Annotated in this window: 19 protein-coding genes; 10 read left to right on the forward strand and 9 right to left on the reverse strand. The window is 74.3% G+C overall.

What is annotated here, in order from left to right; genetic code table 11:
• The first annotated feature begins 17 nt into the window (after positions 1–17).
• Positions 18–431: a MerR family transcriptional regulator gene (locus tag IFT90_RS14345; protein WP_192043005.1), complete on the forward strand. Its 414-nt coding sequence runs from the start codon at positions 18–20 to the stop codon at positions 429–431.
• 36 nt (positions 432–467) lie between these two features.
• Here the strand turns inward: IFT90_RS14345 and IFT90_RS14350 are convergent, their stop codons facing one another.
• A complete protein-coding gene (locus IFT90_RS14350; protein ID WP_192042907.1) occupies positions 468–1586 on the reverse strand; it encodes a glycoside hydrolase family 6 protein in 1119 nt (372 codons plus the stop codon).
• 398 nt (positions 1587–1984) lie between these two features.
• Here IFT90_RS14350 and IFT90_RS14355 point away from each other — a divergent pair, with 398 nt between their 5' ends.
• A complete protein-coding gene (locus tag IFT90_RS14355) occupies positions 1985–3334 on the forward strand; it encodes a M23 family metallopeptidase (RefSeq protein ID WP_192042908.1) in 1350 nt (449 codons plus the stop codon).
• A gap of 169 nt (positions 3335–3503) precedes the next feature.
• On the opposite strand, the gene IFT90_RS14360 is transcribed toward IFT90_RS14355, so the two are convergent.
• Positions 3504–4436, reverse strand: a complete 933-nt coding sequence (locus tag IFT90_RS14360) for a LysR family transcriptional regulator (protein WP_192042909.1) — start codon at positions 4434–4436, stop codon at positions 3504–3506.
• A 71-nt stretch (positions 4437–4507) separates the two neighbouring features.
• Between IFT90_RS14360 and IFT90_RS14365 the strand changes: the two genes are divergently transcribed.
• Entirely contained in the window at positions 4508–5545 is a 1038-nt protein-coding gene (locus IFT90_RS14365) for an EamA family transporter (protein ID WP_192042910.1), read from the forward strand.
• A 100-nt stretch (positions 5546–5645) separates the two neighbouring features.
• Here the strand turns inward: IFT90_RS14365 and IFT90_RS14370 are convergent, their stop codons facing one another.
• Positions 5646–6212 carry an N-acetyltransferase gene (locus IFT90_RS14370; protein ID WP_192042911.1) on the reverse strand — a complete coding sequence of 189 codons (567 nt, stop codon included), beginning with the start codon at positions 6210–6212 and terminating at the stop codon, positions 5646–5648.
• Between the two features lie 35 nt (positions 6213–6247).
• On the opposite strand from IFT90_RS14370, the gene IFT90_RS14375 reads away from it, so the two are divergent.
• Entirely contained in the window at positions 6248–7012 is a 765-nt protein-coding gene (locus IFT90_RS14375) for a ScbR family autoregulator-binding transcription factor (protein WP_192042912.1), read from the forward strand.
• Positions 7013–7130: 118 nt separating this feature from the next.
• Here the strand turns inward: IFT90_RS14375 and IFT90_RS14380 are convergent, their stop codons facing one another.
• From IFT90_RS14380 to IFT90_RS14395, 4 genes are all read right to left on the reverse strand, one after another.
• Positions 7131–8081 (reverse strand): hypothetical protein, encoded by a 951-nt coding sequence (locus IFT90_RS14380; protein ID WP_192042913.1) that lies wholly within the window; start codon positions 8079–8081, stop codon positions 7131–7133.
• 40 nt (positions 8082–8121) lie between these two features.
• Entirely contained in the window at positions 8122–8844 is a 723-nt protein-coding gene (locus tag IFT90_RS14385; RefSeq protein WP_123548391.1) for a response regulator transcription factor, read from the reverse strand.
• Positions 8841–10169 (reverse strand): sensor histidine kinase, encoded by a 1329-nt coding sequence (locus IFT90_RS14390; protein WP_192042914.1) that lies wholly within the window; start codon positions 10167–10169, stop codon positions 8841–8843. Before IFT90_RS14390 ends, IFT90_RS14385 begins: the two co-directional genes overlap by 4 nt.
• Positions 10170–10432: 263 nt before the next feature.
• Positions 10433–11053 carry a superoxide dismutase gene (locus tag IFT90_RS14395; RefSeq protein ID WP_192042915.1) on the reverse strand — a complete coding sequence of 207 codons (621 nt, stop codon included), beginning with the start codon at positions 11051–11053 and terminating at the stop codon, positions 10433–10435.
• Between the two features lie 142 nt (positions 11054–11195).
• Between IFT90_RS14395 and IFT90_RS14400 the strand changes: the two genes are divergently transcribed.
• The 4 genes from IFT90_RS14400 to IFT90_RS14415 all read left to right on the forward strand — a co-directional run bounded on the left by IFT90_RS14400 (position 11196) and on the right by IFT90_RS14415 (position 14338).
• On the forward strand, positions 11196–12149 hold the full coding sequence (locus tag IFT90_RS14400; protein ID WP_192042916.1) for a hypothetical protein: 954 nt from the start codon (positions 11196–11198) through the stop codon (positions 12147–12149).
• Between the two features lie 85 nt (positions 12150–12234).
• Positions 12235–12720, forward strand: coding sequence for a hypothetical protein (locus tag IFT90_RS14405; RefSeq protein WP_192042917.1), 486 nt, complete (start codon positions 12235–12237; stop codon positions 12718–12720).
• A gap of 80 nt (positions 12721–12800) precedes the next feature.
• Positions 12801–13379, forward strand: a complete 579-nt coding sequence (locus IFT90_RS14410; RefSeq protein ID WP_123548396.1) for a molybdopterin-dependent oxidoreductase — start codon at positions 12801–12803, stop codon at positions 13377–13379.
• Entirely contained in the window at positions 13376–14338 is a 963-nt protein-coding gene (locus IFT90_RS14415) for an FAD-binding oxidoreductase (RefSeq protein ID WP_371812326.1), read from the forward strand. The genes IFT90_RS14410 and IFT90_RS14415 overlap by 4 nt, the downstream gene beginning before the upstream one ends.
• Positions 14339–14457: 119 nt before the next feature.
• On the opposite strand, the gene IFT90_RS14420 is transcribed toward IFT90_RS14415, so the two are convergent.
• Positions 14458–15177, reverse strand: a complete 720-nt coding sequence (locus IFT90_RS14420; RefSeq protein ID WP_192043007.1) for an SDR family oxidoreductase — start codon at positions 15175–15177, stop codon at positions 14458–14460.
• A gap of 152 nt (positions 15178–15329) precedes the next feature.
• Between IFT90_RS14420 and IFT90_RS14425 the strand changes: the two genes are divergently transcribed.
• Complete coding sequence (locus tag IFT90_RS14425) at positions 15330–15728, forward strand: MerR family transcriptional regulator (protein WP_192042918.1); 399 nt, start codon at positions 15330–15332, stop codon at positions 15726–15728.
• 126 nt (positions 15729–15854) lie between these two features.
• Here IFT90_RS14425 and IFT90_RS14430 read toward each other — a convergent pair whose 3' ends face one another.
• A complete protein-coding gene (locus IFT90_RS14430) occupies positions 15855–16211 on the reverse strand; it encodes a hypothetical protein (protein ID WP_192042919.1) in 357 nt (118 codons plus the stop codon).
• Positions 16212–16442: 231 nt separating this feature from the next.
• Between IFT90_RS14430 and IFT90_RS14435 the strand changes: the two genes are divergently transcribed.
• The gene (locus tag IFT90_RS14435; RefSeq protein ID WP_192042920.1) at positions 16443–16901 is read left to right on the forward strand and encodes a DUF3817 domain-containing protein; all 459 of its coding nucleotides are present in this window, start codon (positions 16443–16445) and stop codon (positions 16899–16901) included.
• Positions 16902–16939: the final 38 nt, after the last annotated feature.

Below are 16939 nucleotides of genomic sequence, written 5' to 3' on the forward strand. Positions count from 1 at the left end.
GAGATGGGCCAGTGACGATGACGGACGTCGACGCACCGATGATGCAGATCGGCGAGCTCGCCGACCGTGCCGAGATGTCGCTGCGCACGATCCGGCACTACGACGAGGTCGGGCTGCTCACCCCCTCAGGCCGCAGCGAGGGCGGGTTCCGCCTCTACACGGACGCCGACTTCTCGCGGCTGATGGTGATCCGGCGCATGAAGCCGCTGGGCTTCTCGCTCGACGAGATGGCCGAGCTGCTGCGCGTCGTCGACGCTCTGGGGGCGGCGGAAGCCGACAGCACCGACAGCGCCGAGAGCGGAGGAGGCGCGGTGGACGACACCCGCGCCCGTCTCGACGCCTTCATCGCCGACGCCGCCGAGCGCCGGGCCCGGCTCGAGCGGCAGCTCGCCATGGCCGACGAGTTCCTGGAGCTGCTGCGCAGCCGCTGACGCGGTCCTGCGGGCCCGGCCCGCGCCTCCTGCGGGCTAGTCGCTCCGGCGCTCGACGAGGCCCTCGGCGAACGACGCCCACCACTCGCCGGCGGGCGGCCCGCCGTTGCAGGTGCCGTCGCTGATGCCCGGCGTCTTCACCCAGAGGAACGCGTCGAGGCCCTTGCTGCCGCCGGTGACGTGCGGGTCCTGGCCGAGGCCGGCTCCCTCGGGGTTGCACCAGGTGCCGCGCCAGCCCTGGCCGTTCCGCGAGACGTCGATGACGTAGCGGCTGTCGTCGGTGAGCTCGCTGACCCGCTCGGCGTAGGCGCGCTCGTCGTCGACCGGGTAGAAGCTCGCGACGTTCGTGTAGAAGCCGCGGGCGCGGTCGATGCCGGCCTGCTCGAGCCGCTCCGCCATCTCCCGGGCGGGCACCCAGTTCGAGTTGCCGCCGTCGAGGTAGGCGGGCACCCCAGCGTCGGCGAACGCGGCCACCGACTCGCGGATCAGGGGGATCCTCTCGTCGGCGAGGTCGGGGCAGCGCGTGAGCATGCCGAGCGAGTCGGGCTCGACGATCACGACCGCGCGGTGGCCGCGCAGGGTGTCGGCGACGAGCTGGTTCCAGGCGGGGTAGTCGTCGGCCGCGAGGCCCCCCGCGGAGTAGTTGCCGCAGTCGCGGTCGGGGATCGCGTAGGTGACGAAGACGGGCGTCGCGTCCTGGACCTCGGCCGCCACGAGGTAGTCGGTGATCTCGTCGACGAGCGCGGCGTCGTCGTGCCCGTCGCCGAGCCAGAGGGCGACGGGGCGCTCGGCGATCAGCTCGGCGGCCCGGGCGGCGTCGGCGTCGCCGTCGGCCGTGAGGCGGTCCGCGGCCCGGGCGGCGAGGGAGTTCGGCTCGACAGCCAGGCCGCCGTCGAAGACGAGGGTGTTGGGGGCGGAGCGGATCGTGTCCGGGGTGATCGCGCCGAAGGGCCGCGGGGCTGCGTCCCCGGTGGGGGCGGGCGTGCCCGTCGTCTCGTCGGACGTGTCGTCGGTCGGGCTCGGGCTCGCCGTGGCGCCCGCCGTCGGGCCTGCCCCGTCGCTGTCGGCGGAGGTGCACCCGACCACGCCGAGGGCCGCGGCCACGACGAGCGTGCCGAGGGCGGTGCGCAGGAGGTGCGGCGTCAGGTGCGGCATCGATCCCGTTCCCGGGCGCCGTGGGGAGGGCCCCGACGATGGTGGACCTCCATGACAACACGGCGCGCGCCCGGGCGCAGGGGGCCCTTCGGGGGACACGAGCTGTCCCCGACGCGCGATCCGGTTCCGCAAATGCCGACCTCGCGAGCTGCTATGACGGGAAATCCGGTTCTTGTGCGGCTCGTGCGGGGCTGGCTGTCGGCATTTGCGGAACGGACGGGACGGTCAGGGTCGTCCCTCCACAAGGGCGGGATGGTCCACAGGTGTCGTGTACCGCTCACGGGGGGAGGTGCGACGAGGAGGCGGTCGGTAGGGTGGACGGACCGCCGCGCCCGAGCAGCGTGATCACGACCGGCCCACCGCTGGTCCTGCCGCCGCCACACGACGAACCGAGAACCATGCTCCGCCGCCCTGCCCCCTCGTCCGCCCCGCTCCGCGCCGCTCCCCCCTCGTTCCGCGTCGGCGCCTCCCGCACCGCGTCGCGCGCGGCGATCGCCGCCCTGCTCGTCGTGGGCTTCGCGGCCGTCCCCGTGCTGGCGGCTCCCGCCTCGGCCCAGGCGGCCGGCCCGAGCTGGCAGCAGGTGCTCGACGCCCGCGGCTCAGAGCAGGCGAAGAAGGCGGCGCTCGCCGACGTCCAGGTCGCCCTCGAGGCCGCGTCGACCCGGGCCGCCGACGCCCAGACCGCGGCCGACGAGGCCGGTGCCGCCCTGACGGAGGCGCAGCTCGCCGTCGACGAGGCCACCGGCGAGTACGAGACGGTGCAGCAGGAGGCGGCGGCCGCACGGGCCGACGCCGACGCCGCGCAGGTCGTGGTCGGCCAGGCCGCCGCGCTGCTCGCCCGTCCGGGCAGCGGGGGGCTCACCGGAGACCTGCTGTCGTCGGGCGCCGACGCCGAGACGGTGCTGCGCGGCCTGAGCATGTCGACCAAGATCGGCGAGAACCTGAGCACGCTGCGCGACCGCGCCGTCTCGGCCGAGAACCTCGCGACCTCGCTCGCCGACCAGGCCGCGGTGGCCCTGGCCGAGCGCGACGAGCTGGCCGACGAGGCCTCCGACGCCCTCGACGCGGCGGTGGCCGCGAGCGACACCGCCCAGCGCGACGTCGCGGCCGTCGACGAGGAGAAGGCGACCCTGGCCGCACAGGCCGAGGCGCTGCAGGACGACCGGCTCACGCTCGAGCAGGCCTACGCGTCCGCCCAGGCCAAGGCGGCCGCCGAGGCGGCTGCGGCCGCTGCTGCTGCTGCCCGTGCCGCTGCGGCCGCGCCCGCACCTCCCCGGGGCGGCGGCGGATCGCGCCCGGTCGGTCCCGGCTCGCCCGGCACGTCCGTGCCCGACCCGGGGACGGGCTGGGTCGCGGGCATCCGCTCGTACTCCTCGTACCAGGCGTACGGCTACCGGGTGCACCCCATCACGGGCGAGCACAAGCTGCACGCCGGAGCGGACTTCGGCGCGAGCTGCGGCACCCCGATCTACTCGGTCGCGGCGGGCACCGTGACCTACGCGGGCGTGGCCGGCGGCTACGGCAACCTCATCATCATCGACCACGGCAACGGCATCAGCAGTGCCTACGGGCACATGGAGCGCTCGGGCATCTACGTCGCCAACGGCCAGTCGGTCTCAGCCGGCCAGGACATCGCGGGCGTCGGCACCGCCGGCGGCTCGACCGGCTGCCACCTGCACCTCGAGATCCGTCGCGGCGGCATCGCGACCGACCCGGTCGCTTTCCTCGCCACGAAGGGCGTGCGATAGGCCCCTTCCGCGGGGCCTGCCGGCGGCGTACCGTCATCGTCAACGGGCCCCCGGGCCCGCCGCGCCGGTCCCCGTCCGGCGGCACGGCTCCCGACTCGTTTCCCGTGAGCCGGGGGCCATCCCTCGTCCCGGGTGATGCGACCCGGCCTCAGCGCGACGCGACCCTGCCTCAGGAGGCGCGACGCGCCTCCTCGGAGGCGGCCTCGGTCGCCCGCGCCTCGGCCGCGATCTCCGCGACGACCGTCTGCACGACCGGCCGGGCCGCCCGCTCGGGCCGCATCAGCGCCTCGACGTGACGGCCGGCCTGCACGCTGTCGAGCGTCGCCAGGCGGAACCGTCCCGGAGCCCGCCCGGCCGACGTGTGCCGGGGCACGAGCGCGATGCCGAGCCCCGCGGCGACCATCGCCTCGATCACGGGCAGGTGCACCGTGCGGTGCACGACCCGCGGCACGACCCCCGACTGGAGCGCCATCGAGACGAGCACGCGGTCGATGGGGTACCCCTCGGGCACGCCGACCCAGGGCTCGCCGATCACGTCGGCCACGGTGACGCGCTCGCGTCCGGCCAGCGGGTGGTCGAGCGGCAGGGCGACCTCGAGGGGCTCGCGCAGCAGGGGCACGACGGTGAGGCCGGGGTGCTCGACCGGCACGACGCCGTCGGAGCGGTGCCCGATCACCACGTCGACGTCGGCCGTGAGCTGTGCGAACTCGTCCTCGGAGACGTCCCGGTCGCTGATCTCGAGCTCGATCCCGGCGTGCTCGCGCATCCGCACGAGCAGGCCTGGCAGCAGCAGCTCCACCGCGGAGGGGAACAGGGCCAGCCGCACCACGCCGACCCGGCCGCCGCGGTGCGCCTCGAGGGCCGCCTCCGCCTCGGCGGCCGCCGTCGAGACCGCCACGGAGGCGCGCGCCAGCACCAGCCCCGCGTCGGTCAGCTGCACCCCGCGTCCCGACCGCCGCACGAGCTCGACCCCGAGCTGGCGCTGCAGCGTCCTCAGCTGCTGCGACACCGCGCTCGGCGACCGGTGCACGGCGGCGGCGACGGCGGTGACGCTCCCGCGGTCCGCGAGCTCGCGGAGCAGGTCGAGGTGCTGGATCTCCATGAAGGGACGCTACATCGTCGATGACGAGACCTGCGCTGGTCCTGCATCCGCACCTCCGGCAAGGTGGTCCCATGAGCCCCCGCGACCGCCTCCTCGCCTTCGTCGTCGTGGTGTGCTGGGGCGTCAACTTCCCGATGACGGCGCTGGCGCTCGACCACTTCCCGCCGATCTTCCTCGTGGCGCTGCGGTTCGCACTGCTCGCGGTGCCGACCCTGCTGTTCGTGCCGCGGCCGGCGATCCCGTGGTCGCGGCTGCTGATGGTGGGCCTCGGGCTCGGCATCCTGCAGTTCGGGTTCCTGTACCTCGGCATGGCCGCGGGCATGCCGTCGGGCCTCGCGTCGCTCGTGCTGCAGGCGTCGGCGCCCGCCACCGTGGTCATCGCGGCGATCTGGCTGCGCGAGCGCATCACGCGGCGCCAGGCGATCGGCATCGGCGTGGCCGTGCTGGCGCTCGCGGTGATCGCCGCGCACCGGTCGCAGGTCGCGGCCCTGTTGCCCGTCGTGCTCACGCTCTGCGCGGCGATCGGCTGGGGCCTCGGCAACGTCGCGGTCCGGCGTGCGGCCGCCCCCGACCCGCTGCGACTGACGCTGTGGATGTCGGTCGTGCCGCCCGTGCCGATGCTCGCCCTCTCGCTCGTCGTCGAGGGTCCCGAGCGCATCGGGGACAGCCTGGCCGGGGCGTTCACCGTCGCCGCGCTGCCGTCGGTGATCGGCCTGCTCTACGTCGTGCTCGTCGCGACGGTGCTCGGCTACGGGCTGTGGACCCGGCTGCTCGCGGCGTACCCGTCGAGCACCGTCGCCCCGTTCTCGATGCTCGTGCCCGTCGTCGGCGTGGCCGCGTCGTGGGTCGCCTTCGACGAGGTGCCCGACCTCGTGGAGGTGTGCGCCGGGCTCGTCGTCGTCGCCGGCGTGCTGTTCGCGAGCCGCCCGCCGCGCGGCGGGCGCGCTGCCGCTGCTGCGGCCGGGGCGCCGACCGCCGATGCCGAGGAGGCGCTGGCCGCGGAGGCTGACGGGGTGCTGGCCGCCGACGCCGAGGAGGTGGTGGCCGCGACCGCCGTGCCGGTCCCGTCGGCCCCGTCCGCGCCTGGCGCCCCGCCTCCCGCGCGCTGAGGCACGACGGCCTCGGGGCCGCTGCACCGCCTCTCGTGGGACGCACCGCGTCGGGATCGGGTGCGGTGCACGGAACGCGGTGCCCAGACGTGCGCGGAGACTACGCGCCGCCGCCGCCGCCGCTGCTGCTGTTGCTGCCGCTGCTGCCGACCGGCTTGCGCATCTGCACCGCCGTCGTCTCGTAGCCGAGCGACTCGTAGAGCGCCCGGGCGGCCGTGTTGTACCCGAACACGTTGAGGCCGAGGGTGGCGGCGCCGTGGCGGGCCGCCTCCTCCTCGGCGAGCTGCATCGCCGCACGGCCGTGGCCGGCGCCGCGGTGCCGCTCGTCGATCTCGACGTCCCATACCCACCAGGCGTCGCTGCCCTCGGCGAACGGCCCGATCCACAGGACGCCGACGACGGTGTCGTGGCCGCCACTGCCGCTGTTCTCGCCGGCTCCGGCTACACCGCCGTCGCCGCCGGACAGCGTCACCACCACGTCGTGCACGAGGTGCCCCGGCGCGGGGCGGCCGCCGGGGAAGTTCTGCTCGAACGAGGCACGCGCCGCCTCCGCCGCGATCTCGGCCGGCTCGCCCGACGCGAGCCGCGACTGCTCGTACGCGGCCTGCGAGCGGGCGATCCAGGGACCGAGCCGGTCGTCGGGCATGAGGCGCAGCACGGTCGTCATGCCCAGACGGTACCGCCCCGGGGCCCTACCCTGGGATGACCTCGTCACGGCTGCCGACGCCGACGCCCGCCGACCACGGGCACGCGACCCGCAGCACGCGCGCGACGAGAAGAACGCACGCGACGACCAGAGGGCAGGAGGCGACCGTGGCGCAGCAGCGCAGGGCCCGCGAGACGCGGGCGGCCATCTTGCACGGCGCCTCCTCGGTGTTCCTCGCCCGGGGCTACGCCGAGACGTCGCTCGACCAGGTGACGGACGCAGCCGGGGTCACCAAGGGCGCCCTCTACTTCCACTTCCGCTCGAAGGCCGACCTGGCCGGTGCGGTCGTCGCCGAGCAGCAGCGCCTGTCGGGGGCGTGGACCGAGCTCGCGATCGCGGGTGCGCCGTCCGCGGCCGGTGCGCTGATGCTGGCGTGCGCCTCCTTCGCGACGCAGCTCTCGACCGAGCCGATGGTCGCGGCCGGCCTGCGGCTGTCGACCGAGTCGATCGGCGAGGTGCCGAGCCGGGCGCCCTCGGCGCTCGCCTGGGTCGACGAGACCGCCGGGCACGTGGGGCGCGCGGTCGCGGAGGGGACGTTCCGCGACGACCTCGACGTCGACCGCGCGGCGCGCTTCGTCGTCGGCGCCTTCAGCGGGGTGCAGACATTCTCGGCCCTCAGCACCGGCCACGCGGACGTCTTCGAGCGGCTGCAGGACATGATGCGCTTCGTGCTGCCGTCGTTCCTGTCGCCGCGGTCCGCCGGCCTCGCCGACGAGCTCGCCGCGCTGATCAGGCCGACGGACCGTCCCCCGATCGACTGACCAGCGTCAGCCGACCGGCAGGCGCCCCCGCCCCGTCAGTGTTCCTCTGTACCCCATCATGCATACTCCACGACCCGTTTCGTAACCCCCCGTCGGAGGGCCGAGGCATCCTCGCCTCCTAGAGGCCGGTCGGCCGCTCGGGTCCGAGCCGCTCGATCGTGCGGTCGACGAGCTGCTGCGCCGCGACGAGGGGGCCCGTGTCGATCTGGGCGAGGCGCTCGCCGTAGTCGTGCGGCACGGTCAGCTGCTGCTGCCACTCGGCCTCGTAGAGCGCGTCGAGGTAGCCCGAGGCGGCACGGCAGGCGGCGTCGGTCTCGGCGAGGTCGCGCTCCTCGTCGCCGACGGGGGTCGCGGGGTCGTACGAGGTGAAGGTCTGGGCCATCCGCGTGGTGGGCATGTCCGCCGGGTCGTCCGGCAGGTCGTCGGCCCAGGGCCCGGCGTCGACGCCCTGGTCGAGCATGCAGGCGTGCCACGCGTCGGCAGCCCGGCGCACGGAGGCGTCCTGCCGGGCCTCGAGGAACGCCGCGTTGCTCAGCCGGATGGCGACGTCGCCCACTGATCCTGTGGTCGACGACGCGGAGGCGCCCGTCAGCAGCTCGGGGTGCTGGCGGTAGGCGCGCTCGAGGCAGGTCGCGCGGTCGGCCGCCTCGTCGGGCGAGGTCTCCCGGTACTCGAAGGCCCGCCAGGCGTCGGCACCGGCGTCGACGGTGGGAGGCACGTGGTAGCCGCGCTCGCGGGCGGCGGCGAGGTCGAAGGCGCGGAGCGGCTGGCGCTCGGTGGCGTTCGTGGCCGCGTCGACGTCGCGCCAGGGCACGACCGCGTCGTCGTGGCCGGCGTCGACCATGCAGTCCTGGATGAGCAGCTCGGTCGCGTAGTTGAGGCGGACGACGCCGACCCCGACGTACTGGTCGAGGGGCATCGTCCACGACGCCTGGTCCTTCTCGGGCAGGTCGGGCAGGGTCCAGGCGGCGTTGGCGGGGATGCCGACGGCCACGACCCCGGCGACGAGCGCGGCCACCGCGACGACGGTGACCCGCTTCGCGACGCGCTCCCGGCCGCCGGCCCTCACCGGCCGGCCCCTCACCGACCCGCCCCTCGGCGACCGGCCCTCACCGGCGCGGCCTCGGCCCGCCGTCGGAGGCGGGCACGAGGCCGTTCTCGTAGGCGAAGACGACGATCTGCACGCGGTTGCGCATGCCGAGCTTCTGCAGCACCGACCGGACGTGGCTCTTCACCGTCGCCTCGCTCAGGTACGCCTCGCCCGCGATCTCGATGTTGCTGAGCCCCCGGGCGACGAGGGTGAACATCTCGCGCTCGCGAGGCGACAGCGGCTCGAGCGGGTCGACGCGGGGGGCCGGGGTCGTCGGCACGGCGAACTCGTGCACGACGTCGAGCGCGGCCGCGGCGGTCGGCACGGGGTCGCCCGCCCACGCCGCGCGGATCGTCGTGAGCACCTCGTCGGGCGTCGCGTCCTTCGTGAGGAACGCGTAGGCCCCGGCCTTGAGGGCCCCGAACACGGCCTCGTCGCGCTGGATGGTCGTCAGGGCGACCACCCGGGGCAGGTCGTCGGGCGAGACCCCCTCGAGGATGCGGGCCGTCGCCTCCAGCCCGTTCATCACGGGCATGCGGAGGTCCATCAGCACCACGTCGGGGTGCTCGCGCTCGACCAGCGCCAGCGCTTCGCGCCCGTCGACGGCGGTGCCGACGCAGCGCAGGTCTGGCTGCGCCTCGATCAGCATCCGCAGGCCGGAGGCGAAGAGCGGCTGGTCGTCGACGACGGCGACGGTGATGACGGCCGGGCTGGCGGTGCCGGCGGCGGGCGAGTCGGTCATGGGGAGCTTCTCTCGGTGGGGGCAGAGGCAGAGGCAGAGGCAGGTGCGGGGGCAGGGGCGGAGGAGGCGTCGGGCGAGACGACCGAGGAGGCGCCGGTCGTCGGCACGAACGCGGTCACCTCGAAGGCGGTCCCGTCCGCCGAGGGCTGCGCGGTGAGCCAGCCGCCCGCAAGGCGGGCGCGCTCGGTCATGCCGCGGACGCCGGCGCCGCGGTCGGCCCCGGTGCGGGCCGCGACGAGCGGGGCTCCGCGGCCCCGCGACGTGACCTGCAGCGTGAGCCCGCGGCCGCGCCAGTCGAGCTGCACGGCGACGCGGCTCGAGGTGCCCGCGTGCTTCAGCGCGTTCGTCAGGCTCTCCTGCACGATGCGGTAGACGGCGAGCTCCTGCGAGGGGGCGAGGGCGCCGGCCGGCCCCTGGGGCCCGGGGGCTCCCTCGGTCGTGACGTCCACCTCCATCCCGACCTCGCGCATCGCGCCGACGAGGGCGTCGACGTCGGCGAGCGTCTCGCGCGGAGCGGTGACGTCGTCGTCCTGCGTGATGCGCTCGACCAGCCGCCGGACGTCGAGCAGGGCCGTGCGGCCGACCTCGGCGATGGTGCGGAGGGACTCCTCCGCGACCTCGGGGCGGGTCGCCTGCAGGGCGAGCCCGCCCTGGGCCTGCGAGACCACGACGGCGAGGGAGTGCGCCAGGGCGTCGTGCACGTCGCGGGAGATCCGCGCCCTGTCCTGGGCGAGCCGCAGCTCGAGGTCGGTCGCCTCGAAGCGGGTCTCGGTCGCCTCCAGGGCCTGCCGGATCACGAGCACCCGTCGGATGCTCGCGAACGCGACCCCGATCGCCCACGCACCGGCGAAGACGCCGAACAGGGCGGCGGTGAGCAGCGAGAACTCGATGCGGAGCCCCGTCGTGCCGGCGCCGACCCAGGTGCTCCAGCTCTGCGGCCGCGTCAGGGTCGGCACGGCCAGCAGCCACGCGGCGAGGCCGGCGGCGACGCCGGCGACGAGCAGCGCGGCGAGCCGGAGCCAGGGCGACGGCTTCACCGCCACGAAGGCCATCACCAGGGCGATGGCGACGTAGGCCGTCCAGGTGTCCTGCGACGGGGCCTCGGCGAGCCCGAGCAGCTGCAGCACCGGGACGACCACGACGAGCGCGAGCGACGTGGTCGGGATCCACCAGGCGAGGGCGATCGCGATCGCGAAGAGGCCGAACACCACCGTGTTGTCGGCGACGCCGCCGCGGCCCCACGAGCTGGCGACCCAGAAGACGAAGTAGACGAGGGCGGCGGCCGGCGCGACGACGTGCCGCCCCCACCGCCTCGCGTCAGCCATGTGCGCCAGGTTAGGTGCAGGGCCGCGTGCGGCGCGCCTCCTGCCCCGGGTTTTCATCCCGAGGTCGGACGCGTCGTCGCCTCTCCTCATTCAGGAAGATCGGTCCTGATCCTCGCGAGGAGGGGACGCATCGTCCTGAGTCGTGCACGGATCAGGAACCCGAGGCGGCGACTTCCTGAATTCCGAGGATCGAGGAGGAGGAACACGAAGGAGGCGCGGTGCAGGAGATCCCGCACTGCGCCTCCTCCGAGGACGGGCTGCTGCTAGAAGGTCAGCAGGCCCTGCGTCTTGCTGGTCGCGGCGGCGTAGCGCTGGCCGACGTTGTCCCAGTTCACGATGTTCCAGAAGGCCTTGACGTAGTCGGCGCGCACGTTCTGGTAGTCGAGGTAGTAGGCGTGCTCCCAGACGTCGAGCATCAGCAGCGGGACGAGGCCGAACGGCACGTTGCCCTGCTGGTCGAAGAGCTGGAAGACGCTGAGGCGCTGACCGATCACGTCGTACGCGAGCACCGACCAGCCGGAGCCCTGCACGCCGAGCGCGGTGGCGGTGAAGTGCGCCTTGAACTTCTCGATGTCACCGAAGTCGCGGCCGATGGCCTCGAGCAGGTCGCCGGTGGGCTCGCCGGTCTCGGGGGTCAGGTTCGTCCAGAAGATCGAGTGGTTGACGTGGCCGCCGAGGTTGAACGCGAGGTCCTTCTCGAGCTTGTTCACGTTCGCCAGGTTGCCGGTCTCGCGGGCCTCGGCGAGGGCGGCGTTGGCCGTGTTCGCGCCGGTGACGTAGGTGTTGTGGTGCTTGGAGTGGTGCAGCTCCATGATCGTCGCGCTGATGTGCGGCGCGAGGGCGCTGTAGTCGTAGGGGAGATCGGGGAGGGTGTACTCAGCCATGTGGGAGTCCTTTCGCAGTTGACCTCCGTCCACCGTACGACTCCCGTGGGGTGCTGTGTCGAGCAACTCCCAGCAGGGACGCAGCCTCGCGGGCTGGTGTCCGGCTGAGCGTGCAGAGTCTGCAACGATCTGGACCGTGCACATGCCGATCACCCGAGTCGAGGTCTTCGAGGCCGCCCGTCGTCGGCAGCTGCCGATCAACGTGCCCCTCGACCCGTGGCGTCGGGCACTGCGGCGTGAGCTCGGCACGCAGCGCTTCGCGCGGTGGTTCACCCTCGCGATGTCCGGCGTGCTGCCCGCGGTGCTGGCCGTGGGCATCGTCGTCACGAGCGCCTCCCTGTCACGTGCGCTCGGGGACCTCGTCCCGCTCGTGCTGTTCTGGTCGATCGCCGCCGTCGTCGTCCGCCTGACGGGTCGGCGTCGCCGGGGCATGCGAGCCCTGCTGGCCGTGCTCGACCACGCGCCCGTGCAGAGGCCGCGCGAGGAGGGACGCCTGACGGACCAGGAGCGGCACCTGATCCGCAGCCTGCCCGAGCCGATCGCCGCCGACGACTTCCTCTTCTGGTTCGGCGCCCCGGACGGGCGTGACCTCGGGCTCGAGCTGCTGGGCGAGGTCGTGCGGTCGCGGGTCGACGACGACCTGTGGGCCGCGCTGCGGGTCTGCTTCGTCTTCGGGCTCGACGGCGACCACGTGCCGCTGCTCGCCGAGCTCTGGGACGGCGACTGGCACGAGGAGCACCTCGACGTCGTCGCCGCCCTGGGCGCCACGGGGGCGGCCTCGGCGGTGCCCGTGCTGCTCGGCGTCGTCGACGACGTCCCGCGGCACCTCGAGGGGCTGGACGCCTGGCGCGTGCCCGTCGCCGTGGTCGACGCGCTGGGCACGCTCGACGTCGAGGGCGACGGCGACCTCGACGGCGACCTCGACGGCGGTGCCGACGTCGGCGACGCGCGCGAGCTTGCTCTTGCCGAGCTGACGGGGCACGTCGACCGCGTCGTCGCCGGGTACGCCTGGGTCCGCCTGGTGGACCTGCACCCCGACTGGTGGCAGCAGATGGTCGACGAGGGCTCCGAGGCCGACCGGGCCACCGCCTCCTGAGGCTCGCCTGCTCCTGGACTCGTCCCGACCGCGGTCGGGCACGGAGGAGGCGCGCGGCCGTGGACGGCCCTGGCACCATGGGTGCATGGCCCAGACGACACCCCGCCGACGAGCTGCCGCCGTCCGCGCCGCTCGCCTCGCCCTCGTGGCGGTCGCGGCGACGTTCCTCCTGGGCGCGTGCGCCCAGGCCGGGCCGGGCGAGGCACACGACGCGGGGGCGGCGCCGACCGGGTCGTCGAGCCCGTCCGTCCCGGTGGACGACGGCGACGGCACGGACGACGGCGCCGCCGAGGGCAGCCCCTCGGTGGTCTGGCTCGACGAGGGGACGTCGTTCTCCCTGACCCTCTTCGGCAGCTCGACCTGCCCGCCGGTCGTCGAGTCGGTCGAGGCGGCCGGTGCCGACGCCGTGACCGTGCGGCTCGCGCCTGCCGACCCGGGCATGTGCACGATGGACTTCGTGCCGGCCGTGTCCGAGCACGCGCTCCCCGCCGGCGTGGACGGTCGCCCCGTCACGGTCGACGTCGTCCCCGCGGAGGAGGGCGCCGAGCCCGTCTCCCTCGAGCTGCCGTAGGGCCTGAGTCGCCGACCGTTCGTCCCGACCAGGTGTCGGTCGGGGCGGCTAGCCTGGCGTCGACCACGAGGAGGCGCACCATGGCAGGTTTCACGGGCTTCGGCCGACGTCGCGAGGCCGACCCGCGCCTCCCGCCGGGGCAGCACCTCGAGAAGGGGTTCCCGGTGCTGTCGGCCGGCCCGACCCCGAACATCAAGCGGTGGGAGCTGCAGCTCGGCACCGAGCAGGGCAGCCGCTCGCTCAGCTGGGCCGACTTCCAGGCGCTGCCGCACGAACAGATCGAGACCGACATCCACTGCGTCACGAGCTGGTCGAAGCTCGGCACGCACTGGTCGGGCGTCTCGCTCGACACCCTCTTCGACGGCCTCGACACCACGCACGAGTTCGCGATGACGACGAGCTACGGCGGCTACACGACGAACCTGCCGCTCAGCGAGCTGCTCGGCGGCAAGGCCTGGGTCGTCGACACCTACGAGGGCGAGCCCCTGGGGTCGGAGCACGGCGGTCCGGCCCGGCTCTTCGTGCCCGGCCTCTACTTCTGGAAGAGCGCGAAGTGGGTGCAGGGCATCCAGACGATGGCCTCCGACCGCCGTGGCTTCTGGGAGAGCATGGGCTATCACGCGCTCGGCGACCCCTGGCGCGAACAGCGCTACGCGTGAGCTCGTCGGACGACGGCGCGCCTGCCTCCTCGTCGGCGTCGCTGCCCGCTGACCCCTTCAGGTGGATGCCGGCGACGATCGTCGCCGCGGCTGGGCAGACACCGACCGGGCGCTCGATCGTGCTCGAGGTGCCGGGGCTGCGACCGGCCCGGGCCGGTCAGCACGTCGACGTCCGCCTCACCGCGGACGACGGCTACCAGGCCGTCCGCTCGTACTCGTTGTCGGACGTCACGCTGTCGGACGTCTCGTCGTCGGACGTCTCGCTGTCGGACGTGCGGGCGAGCGCAGGAGGCGCGGGCCGGGCACCGCAGATCGAGCTCACGGTCGAGGAGCTCCCCGACGGCGAGGTCTCGCCCTACCTCGTCTCGGTGGCCGAGGTCGGCGACCCCGTCGAGGTGCGCGGCCCGATCGGCGGCTGGTTCGTCTGGCCGCCGACCGAGTTCGACCCCGACTCGGCGGTGCACGCCGTGCTGCCCGAGCCGGACGGGGCTCCGGCACCGGGTCGGTCGCCGGTGCAGCTGATCGGCGGAGGCTCGGGCATCGCCCCGCTCGTCGCGATGGTGCGTGCCCGGGCCGCGGGGGCTGCTGCTGGTGCTGCTGACGCTGCTGCGGCCGGCGCCGCCGGCTCGCTCGGCGGGCCGCCGCCGATGCGGCTGCTCTGCTCGGTCCGGACGCCGACCGACCGCTGGTTCGGCGACGAGCTGGCGGCGCTCGCCGAGGAGTCGGCGGGCGAGGTGCGGGTCGACTGGGTCTTCACGCGCGAGGCTCCTGCAGGGTCGACCCGCGCCTCCGGCAGGCTCACCCGCGACGAGCTGCTCGACCTCGTGCTGCCCGCGTCCGCGCACCCGCTCGTCTACGTCTGCGGCACGAACTCGTTCGTCGAGACCGTCGCCGGCTGGCTGGTCGACGCCGGCCACGACCCGACCCGCGTCCGCACGGAGCGCTTCGGCGGCGTCTGACCCGCCCGCACCGCCCGCGCCTGCCTCGAGTGGTCCGAAGGGGTCGGTCCCGGCTCGATCGAGGACACGTCGTGACCACTCGGCGCGGGGCCGGCCGACGGGCCGGCCGAGAGGGCAGCTCAGCCGAGCAGCTCGCGCATCTTGGCGTAGAACTCGGCCGGGTCGCCGGCGAGCGACGCCTTCACCATCGCGCTCCAGTCGTCGACGACGACCTCGATCGCACCGGCGGCGAGGCCGTCGAACGAGCTGCGGGGCACGTCGCGCGGGTCGATCTTGGGCCCGTCGTAGTTCGCCGTGATGTCGGTGTCCGCGGCCCCGAGCATCACGCCCTGCACGAGCGTCCCCTGGGCGGCGAGCTCGAGCCGGACGGCGTTGGTCATGTTCCACTCGGCGGCCTTGGCGGCGGCGTAGGCCCCGCTGCCGGTAGCGGCGAACCACGAGAGGGCGGAGAGGACGTTGACGATCGCCCCGCCCCCGTTGGCCGCGAGCACGGGGGCGAACTCGCGGATCACGTCGAGGGTGCCCCAGTAGTGCGTGTCCATCTCGCGGCGGGCGTCGACGAGGTCGCCGGTGATCAGCGACGCGCCGGTCGCGATGCCGGCGTTGTCGACGAGCACGGTCACGTCGTGGGCCGCGGCGGCGGCGGCCACCACGGAGGCGTGGTCGGTGAGGTCGAGCTGCAGCGGCACGACCCGAGGGTCGGCGAAGTCGAGGGTCTCGGTCCGGCGAGCCGTGGCCCAGACCTTGGCGGCTCCGCGCTCGAGCGCCTCGAGGACGAACTGGCGGCCGATGCCGCGGTTGGCCCCCGTCACGAGGACGGTCTGGCCGGTGATGTCGATGTTCATGCGTGGTGTCTTCCTGGTCGTGGACGGTCGGCCGGACAGTCTCGGCTGGCCCGGCGTCGGCTACGCTAGGACTTCACGTTGACGTCAAGGGCAAGTCCGACACGCGGACCAGGCCGAGACGCCTTCCAAGAAGCACAGGGGCACGGATGCGCATCGGCGAGGTGGCAGAGCGAGCGGGCGTCAGCACGCGCGCGCTGCGGTACTACGAAGAGCAGGGCCTGCTCGAGTCCGACCGCACGAGCAGCGGCCAGCGCAGCTACGCGGAGGCGGCGGTCGAGCGGGTGCAGCTGATCCAGCAGTTCTTCACGGCGGGGCTCCCGAGCCGCACGATCCTGCAGCTGCTGCCCTGCGTCGACTCCGGCACGAGCTCGCCCGAGGTCTTCGCCGTGCTCGAGGCGGAGCGTCGGCGCATCACCACGGCGATGGCCGACCTCGCCGCTGCGCGCGACGCCCTCGACCGCATGGTCGAGATCGCGCGGCACCCGACCCCCGAGCACTGCCCGGCGCTGCGCGAGCCCGCCGAGCCTGCCCGCGACGCGGCCTGACCTGCCCGGGCTGCCCGGTCGGCGAATCGAGTGGTCAGTTCCGGTCCTCCCGAGCGGCGTCGACGACCGTTGCTGACCACTCGTTCCTGCGTGTTCGACGTCGCCCCGAAGGAGGCGCGGGTCGCGTCAGGCGCGCGGGTCGCCCTCGTCGAGCCACGACGGTCGTGAGGGGCGCGGGTGCCGGAGCGTCTGCACGACGCCGATCAGGCAGACGACGAACACGACCGCGACCAGCACCAGGAACACGATGCCGAACGGCGTGGGAGCCTCGCCGCGGCCGAGCGAGACGGCGGCCGTGACCAGGTGCAGGAACAGCGGGAACGCGAGCACGCCCCAGAGGAACGGCGACCCGCGGAAGGTCGGCCACTGCGGGCGCAGCCTGCCTCGCGACCGACCGTCGGAGGCGGGGCGCGTCGCACCGGGGCGCTCGGGGCGCTCGTGTCGGTCGTGCGTGCGGTGCTGCTCGGCGTCGCGGTCGCTCATGGAGTGCCCTTCGTGGTCGTCGTCGATCGGTCCACCGTACGCCGCGCCTCCCCCGCCCCTCGGGTCGGGTCGAGAGGCCTCGGATCGACGTCCGGAGGTGCTCCGAGGTCGATCCGGGGCCTCTCGTGGTCGCGAGGACGGGCGGCGGTGCAGGCGCTGCACCGGGGGAGGCGGCGTCCAGGGCGGTGCTGCGACCATGGAGGCCCACCGACCCCCTCACCAGGAGCCGCCATGTCGCCCCGCGCCCTCTTCCGCTCGTTCGCCGTCGCCGAGGTCGTGACCTGGGCCCTGCTGATCGGCGGGATGCTGCTGAAGTACGTCGCGAAGGTGGGCGACTGGCCCGTCAGCGTCGCAGGGCCGATCCACGGGTTCGTGTTCCTCGCCTACCTCGTCGCGGGAGTCGTCGTCGCCGTGAACCAGCGCTGGTCGCCGGGGGTGACCGTGCTCGCCCTCGCGAGCGCCGTCGTGCCGTTCGCCTCGCTGCCCGTCGAGCGCTGGATCGACCGCCGCGGCGGGCTCGACGGCGACTGGCGGCGCGAGGCGACCGGCGACCCGCGCGACCGCCGGCCGCTCGACCGCCTCCTCCGCTGGGTGCTCGGGCACCTCGCCCTCGCGGTCGTGCTGCTGCTCGCGGCCGTCGTGGTCGTCTTCGTGCTGCTGCTGATCGTCGGCCCGCCCGTCGGCGGCTGATCCGTCAGGGGGCTGACAGCGAAGGGGCTGAACAGTCG

The organism is Frigoribacterium sp. CFBP 8766 (genome assembly GCF_014841435.1).
Taxonomy (GTDB): Bacteria; Actinomycetota; Actinomycetes; order Actinomycetales; family Microbacteriaceae; genus Frigoribacterium.